At 60.9% G+C, this 7,182-nt stretch carries 8 protein-coding genes and 1 pseudogene; all 9 read left to right on the top strand.

The window, feature by feature from the left end:
- A pseudogene (ileS, locus tag Q427_RS23905) lies at nt 1-2,276 on the top strand (isoleucine--tRNA ligase); the annotation flags it as partial.
- Nucleotides 2,277-2,295: 19 nt separating this feature from the next.
- A complete protein-coding gene (gene lspA / locus Q427_RS23900; RefSeq protein WP_081786188.1) occupies nt 2,296-2,784 on the top strand; it encodes a signal peptidase II in 489 nt (162 codons plus the stop codon).
- Nucleotides 2,785-2,827: 43 nt separating this feature from the next.
- Entirely contained in the window at nt 2,828-3,274 is a 447-nt protein-coding gene (gene fkpB / locus Q427_RS23895) for an FKBP-type peptidyl-prolyl cis-trans isomerase (protein ID WP_043517784.1), read from the top strand.
- A 221-nt stretch (nt 3,275-3,495) separates the two neighbouring features.
- Nucleotides 3,496-4,449, top strand: coding sequence for a 4-hydroxy-3-methylbut-2-enyl diphosphate reductase (gene ispH, locus Q427_RS23890; RefSeq protein WP_197030803.1), 954 nt, complete (start codon nt 3,496-3,498; stop codon nt 4,447-4,449).
- 126 nt (nt 4,450-4,575) lie between these two features.
- On the top strand, nt 4,576-5,055 hold the full coding sequence (locus Q427_RS35695; RefSeq protein ID WP_269321309.1) for a type IV pilin protein: 480 nt from the start codon (nt 4,576-4,578) through the stop codon (nt 5,053-5,055).
- Nucleotides 5,056-5,057: 2 nt separating this feature from the next.
- Nucleotides 5,058-5,492 carry a GspH/FimT family pseudopilin gene (locus Q427_RS23880; protein WP_043517781.1) on the top strand — a complete coding sequence of 145 codons (435 nt, stop codon included), beginning with the start codon at nt 5,058-5,060 and terminating at the stop codon, nt 5,490-5,492.
- An 8-nt stretch (nt 5,493-5,500) separates the two neighbouring features.
- A complete protein-coding gene (pilV, locus tag Q427_RS34750; RefSeq protein ID WP_043517779.1) occupies nt 5,501-5,899 on the top strand; it encodes a type IV pilus modification protein PilV in 399 nt (132 codons plus the stop codon).
- Nucleotides 5,896-6,468, top strand: coding sequence for a prepilin-type N-terminal cleavage/methylation domain-containing protein (locus Q427_RS29375; protein ID WP_081786186.1), 573 nt, complete (start codon nt 5,896-5,898; stop codon nt 6,466-6,468). The genes pilV and Q427_RS29375 overlap by 4 nt, the downstream gene beginning before the upstream one ends.
- A 42-nt stretch (nt 6,469-6,510) precedes the next feature.
- A partial coding sequence (locus Q427_RS31630; protein ID WP_155833675.1) for a PilX N-terminal domain-containing pilus assembly protein occupies nt 6,511-7,182 on the top strand: 672 nt, incomplete at its 3' end.

Genomic DNA, 7,182 nt, shown 5'->3' with positions numbered 1-7,182 from the left:
CCTGGCCGAAGCGAGGTGGAGTACCAGGACAAGAAGTCCGATGCCATCGATGTCGCCTTCCCGGCCGCCGACGAGGCCAAGCTGGCGGCCGCCTTCGGGCTGCCCGAGCTGTCCAAGCCCGCCGCCATCGTGATCTGGACCACGACGCCCTGGACCATTCCGGCCAACCAGGCGCTCAACGTCCACCCCGAGTTCACCTACGCCCTGGTGGACACCGGCGAGCGCCTGCTGCTGCTGGCCGAGGAACTGGTGGCGTCGTGCCTGGAGCGCTATGAACTCCAGGGTGAAGTGATCGCTACCACCAAGGGCGAGGCGCTCGATTTGATCGAGTTCCGCCACCCCTTCTATGATCGCCTGTCGCCGGTCTACCTGGCCGACTACGTCGAATCCGAGGTGGGTAGCACCGGCATCGTTCACTCGGCGCCGGCCTACGGCGTGGACGACTTCGTCACCTGCCGGGCCCACGGCATGACGTTCGAGGAGATCAAGAGCCCGGTGCAGGGCAACGGCGTCTACGTCGACGACCTGCCCTACTTCGGTGGCCAGATGATCTGGAAGGCCAATCCGCAGATCGTCGAAAAACTGCGTGAGGTGGGCGCACTGCTGGCCCACAAGGTGATCACTCACAGCTACATGCACTGCTGGCGCCACAAGACGCCGGTGATCTACCGTGCCACTGCCCAGTGGTTCGTGGGCATGGACATCAAGGGCAGTCACGGCCGCACTCTGCGCGAGCGGGCGCTCGAGGGCATCGAGGCGACGCATTTCACTCCGGCCTGGGGCAAGGCGCGGCTGCACAGCATGATCGCCAACCGCCCCGACTGGTGCATCTCGCGCCAGCGCAACTGGGGCGTGCCGATCCCCTTCTTTCTGCACAAGGCCACCGGCGAGCTGCACCCCCGCACCCTCGAGCTGATGGAGGAGGCGGCCAAGCGCGTCGAGGTCGAGGGCATCGATGCCTGGTTCCGGCTCGATCCGGCCGAGCTGCTGGGTGATGAGGCGGCGGATTACGACAAGGTCACCGACACCCTGGACGTCTGGTTCGACTCCGGCACCACCCACCGCCACGTGCTGCGCGGCTCGCACCCCCATGGCCATGAAGACGGTCCGCGTGCCGATCTTTATCTGGAGGGCTCCGATCAGCACCGTGGCTGGTTCCACTCGTCGCTACTCACGGGTTCGGCCATTGATGGGCATCCGCCGTATCGTCAGCTGCTGACCCACGGCTTTACCGTGGATTCGCAGGGGCGCAAGCAGTCCAAGTCGCTAGGCAATGTGGTGGCACCTCAGGAGGTGATGGACAGGCTCGGGGCCGACATCCTGCGCCTTTGGGTCTCCTCTACCGACTATTCCGGCGAAATGGCGGTCTCCGACGAGATCCTCAAGCGTACCGCCGACGTCTACCGGCGTATCCGCAATACCGCACGCTTCCTGCTCTCGAACCTCAGCGGCTTCGAGCCGAGCCGGGACCAGGTGGCCTTCGACGACATGCTGGCGCTGGACCAGTGGTGGTGGATCGCGCCGCACAGCTCCAGGCGCGGATCGAGATGGCCTATGAGGAGTACCGCTTCCTCGACGTCTACCAGCAGGTGCATACCTTCTGCTCCCGCGAGCTCGGTGGCTTCTACCTGGACGTGATCAAGGACCGCCAGTACACCACCCAGGCCGACTCCCTGGCCCGGCGCAGCTGCCAGACCGCCCTATACCAGGTGGTGGAGGCGCTCTCCCGCTGGGTGGCACCGATCCTCTCGTTCACCGCCGAGGAGATCTACGCCCATATTCCCGGCGAGCGGGGCGATAGCGTGCTGCTCGAGACCTACTACGAAGGACTCTCGACCCTCGCCGATGACGCCCCCCTGGGCCGCGACTTCTGGGAGCAGGTACTCGAGGTGAAGCAGGCGGTCAACAAGTGCCTGGAGGACGCCCGCAACGCCAAGACCATCAAGGGCAGCCTGGCCGCCGAGGTCACCCTCTACGTCAGCGACGAGCTGCAGGCGACCCTGGCCAAGCTGGGCGACGAGCTGCGCTTCGTGATGCTGACCAGTGAGGTGCGCCTGGCGCCCCTGTCTGAGAGCAAGCAGTCCGAGGGACGGGACGCCGAGGCCACCGAGCTCGACGGCCTCAGGGTGGCGGTGTCGGCCAGCCCGCACCAGAAGTGCGAGCGCTGCTGGCACCATCGCGAGGACGTCGGGTCCCACAGCGAGCACCCGGACCTCTGCGGCCGCTGTATCGGCAACCTGCCCCAGGGCGCCGGGGAAGTGCGTCACTATGCCTGATGTCGCTGGCGGAGAGCCGATGCAGCGGCCGCTGCGCTGGCTGTGGCTGGCGGCGGCCTGGATCGTGCTGGACCTGGGCACCAAGGCGCTGGCCTCCAGCCTGCTGACCTACGGCCAGCCGGTGGAGGTGCTGCCGTTCTTCAACCTGACGCTGCTGCACAACACCGGCGCGGCCTTCAGCTTCCTGGCCGACAGTCCCGGCTGGCAGCGCTGGTTCTTCGCCGTCGTCGCCGTGGGTGCCAGTATCGGCCTGACCTACTGGATGACGCGACTCAAGCGCGACGAGACCCTGCTGGCGATCTCGCTGGCCCTGATCATCGGCGGGGCGCTGGGTAACCTCTACGATCGCCTGGTGCATGGCTACGTCGTGGACTTCCTGTCGTTTCATGTCGCCGGCTGGTACTACCCCGCCTTCAACGTGGCCGACATCGGCATCACCCTGGGGGCCATCGGCCTGATCTGGGAATCCATTTTCGAGGGGCGCAAGCAGGCGCGCCGTCGCGGCTGACAGCGTCCATGCCGCGACACGACAGAGACAGCGGAGAGCAACCATGAGCGAATACCGCATCGACGAGGGGATGGAAGTCACCCTGCACTTCACCCTCAAGCTGGAAGATGGCACCGTGGTGGACTCCACCCGCGACAAGGAACCCGCCACCTTCCAGATGGGCGACGGCAACCTGCCGCCGGGCTTCGAGTATCCGCTGAAGGGGCTGACCGACGGCGATAGCGGCAGCTTCGAGATCACCCCCGAGCACGCCTTCGGCCAGCACAACCCGCAGAACGTTCAGCTGCTCAGTCGCGACGACTTCGAGGATATCGAACCCGAGGTGGGCACCGTGATGTCCTTCGCTGACGCAGCCGGGGGCGAGCTGCCCGGCGTGATCACCAGCGTCGAGGGCAAGCAGGTGGAGGTGGACTTCAATCACCCGCTGGCAGGGCGTACCCTGACCTTCGAGGTGGAGGTGATAGACGTGAGGCCAGCGCAGACGCACTGAGAAAACGCAGATTTCCTGCTGCGCTCGATATCCTGGCCGCCGGCGGTACTCGAAGTCCTCATTTACTGCCGTGTAAACTCCGGGTTCTCCGTTCCGGCGACGACCAGCCTATCTTCGCTCGCGACGGAACTCAGCGCTTTCTATGCTTTTACTGTTTCACCGCTCTTTACTGAACGATGCCACTGACGCATCAAGGTGACGTAACCATGCAAGCTAACCCCATGCGAATCAGGCTGGCCAATCCCCGCGGCTTCTGCGCCGGCGTCGACCGCGCCATCGATATCGTCAATCGCGCGCTGGATGTCTTCGGTCCGCCGATCTACGTGCGTCACGAGGTGGTGCACAATCGTTTCGTGGTCGACACTCTGCGCGACCGCGGTGCCATCTTCGTCGAGGAGCTCCACGAGGTGCCCGATGACGTCATCGTCATCTTCTCGGCCCATGGCGTCTCCCGCGCCGTGCAGGAGGACGCCGAGCGCCGCGGGCTCAAGGTGTTCGACGCCACCTGTCCGCTGGTCACCAAGGTGCACATGGAGGTGCTGCGCTACGCCAGGCACGGCCAGGAGTGCATTCTGATCGGGCATGCCGGCCACCCCGAGGTGGAAGGTACCATGGGCCGCTACGACACCCGCCATGGCGGCAACATCTATCTGGTGGAGGATGAGGCCGACGTCGAGACGCTCCAGGTCAACAACCCTTCACGGCTCTCCTTCGTCACTCAGACGACCCTCTCCATGGACGATACCGCCCGGGTGATCGATGCCCTGCGGGCCAAGTTCCCCGAGATCGAGGGGCCGCGCAAGGACGACATCTGCTACGCCACCCAGAATCGCCAGGATGCCGTACGCGAGCTGGCGGCCGGCAGTGACCTGCTGCTGGTGGTGGGCAGCCCCAACAGCTCCAACTCCAACCGCCTGCGCGAGCTGGCCGAGCGCATCGGCACGCCGGCCTACCTGATCGATGACGCCGCCCAGATCAACCCCGACTGGCTGAAGGGTGTCGCCACCATCGGCATCACCGCCGGGGCCAGTGCCCCGGAAGTGCTGGTCAAGGGGGTGATCGAACGGCTGCAGGGCCTGGGTGCCCAGGCACCGGAGGAGCTGGCCGGCCGGGAAGAGACCATCACTTTCTCCATGCCCCGTGAGCTGCGGGAGCGCGTGATCATCAGCGAATAGCCATGCTGGGCAAGGGGGTAGGAGAAAACTGATGCGGGTGTTATCAGAAAACCAGTCGTTGGTATAGGCAGGGAAGCCGGGCAAAGGTCCGGCTTTTTTGATGCCGCACTAGCGGCAGAGGATGTCATGATACATACTGAAACAAAACGTACCGCCACCATGGAGACGAGCCGCTTGATCAAGCAAGCCATCCCGGGCCGCTCCCAGGCCACGACAGGCAGCACCCGGCCTTCCGCCGGCTTCACGCTCATCGAACTGATGATAGCGGTAGCCGTGATCGGCATTTTGGCGGCGATTGCGATACCAAGCTATCAGGGCTATGTGGAGCGTGCGACTCGCACGGATGCCCATGCCGGGCTCAGTGATGCGGCGGGCGTACTTGAGCGCTGCTATACGGTCTACAACGCCTATAACAACAGCAGCTGTGCGCTATCCAATGGTGATACGCGAAACTCGCCCGATGAAAATTACACTATCACTGTCGCCAGCACGGCTTCGACCTACACCTTGTCGGCAGCGCTGAACAGTGGCCGAGGCCCCGATGGTTGCACTGGAAGCCTGACCTTGAATCACCAAGGGGTGAGAAACCCGCCGAGCTGCTGGTGAACATGATGAAAGCCCGCGGGTTCACGCTGATCGAATTGTTGGTCACCATCGCCGTGATGGCGATTATGGCCACCATTGCCGTGCCGGGGTTTCAGAACATGATGGCGAGCAACCGGCTGGCGGGGGACTACAACGAGGTGCTGTCAGGGCTCAACTACGCCAGGAGCGAGGCGATCAAGCGGCGAGAGAATGTCACTTTCCAAATTGACGATGGCAGCGGAACCTGGGTTTATGAAGTTAAAGCGGGCGGTATTGATCTTGTGATCCGCCAAGGGCGGGATAGTCGAGTAGTTGTTTCTGATGTAACGGTAGTTTTTAATTCTCTTGGCCGGCGCGAAAGCTGTTCTTCAACCGCTTGTGAAATATCAGTTTCCAACAGCAGTGGTAGTCGTGAGATGCAGGTGAGTACCACCGGACGTATCGGCAAGTCGCCATGAGGTATTCAATGAAGGGCTACCGTCCACAGACAGGCTTTACGCTGATAGAGGCCTTGATCGCTCTGGTGGTACTGTCCATCGGGCTGCTAGGCGTGGCGGCCATGCAGCTCAAGGCCCTCCAGAGCGCTCATATGGGCTACCAGCGCGCCGTGGTGAGCCTGGCGGCCATCGACGCCCAGGAAAGGGCCTGGGCAAAGCTGGCGAGTAACGGTACCTGCCCGGCAGGCGGGGATATTGAGGGCGACTGGCTGGGGGAGTGGTTTGGCACCATCCTCGTCAATGATGGAAGCAGCCTCAGCAATGCTGGATGCCAATATACCGTCTCCATCGAGTGGCAGGAAGAGCGCTATTCTGACGGCGAGACCGGCGATGCTTTCGTATACCTGTTTCGGTTGCCCGAGCTATGAATCGTCAACATAAGCCAAGCTTTTTTCCAAGTATGGCAGGCGCCAGGCGAACACGGCGTCAGTTGGGTTTTAGTCTGATAGAACTGATGGTGGCCCTGGTCATCGGGCTGATCATTATCCTTGGTGCCGGCCAGCTTTTCCTGATGGGTTTCCAGACGTTCCGCCAGACCGAGTTGCTGGGCAACAAGCAGGCGGCGCTGACCTTCGCCACCGAGACGCTGGTTCGTGACATTCGTAGGGCCCGCTCTATAGATAACAGCTCTGTTTTTCAAGTGGTAGTGCCTAATAACGGTGATCTTGATTCTTGTGATGTTGGTGATGATGTAACAAAAGAATACTGGGTTGAGGAGTATAGTGGTGAGCACACGCTCATGCTGAAAACAGGCTGTCCAACGGTTGCAGAATTTACCGAACCATTGGTTGGGGGGTTCGTGGATAATGGGTTTCCTATGCCCAATGATTTAGATAATGGAGTCTGGCAGTTGACGTTTCGTCTGCAATCGAGTGTGCAGGGTGAATTCGATGAGTTTGTATTTCATGCGGTGAATCGAAATGCCGCTGTCAATTGATATTATGCCTTTTGACCTAGCTGAACTTGCCGGGAGGCTAGCATGAAAAAACAAAGAGGCGCTGCGCTGGTCGTCGTGCTGTCGCTCTTAACGATGTCGCTCATGCTAGGGCTTTCCGGCATGCAGTCCTCGCTGGTCGATGAGCGCCTGGCGGGCAATTACAAGGCGCAGACTGAAGCGCAGATGGCGGCAGAGCAAGCAGCCACTGAAGGTTTTCAACAGTCTTCTGGTGCTATTTTTGATGATACTGTCCCTCTTTCAGATATATTGGTAATGAGTTGGGAAGATTTTGTTGGTGGTGACCACTTTTCGGCGAGTCCGAGTGAAAGTGTTTGTACTGGGAGGCTTGAGTGCCGATATAGGTACATAGAAGATGGCAGTAAGTATGTTGCCTCAATGGGCAGGGTTTTTGTTGGTGATGTTGGCGTGGCAGAAAGTGAGCCGATTCTTGTTCGTTTAGTTACTCTGACGATACCGAATATAAATGGTGCGCATACGTGCTACGGGGAAGATTGCAGCTATGATTCTGGCGGAAATTCTGAATTGACAGGCATAGATCATCCGGTTCCAGATAATAGTTCCTGTAACGGGGGGGCTTGTCGTACAGACCCAGATGAAGATGAAGAAAATCGTAATGATGTTGCTCAGTGTTTTTACCCGGATACGTCAGAAAGTGGAAGTTTTGGCCACTGTAAGCCCGGTGAGGAAGCCCTG

It is taken from the genome of Halomonas sp. BC04 (assembly GCF_000568385.1).
The sequence above is the reverse complement of the archived record's forward strand: the minus strand, read 5'-3'. Positions and strand labels throughout refer to the sequence as shown.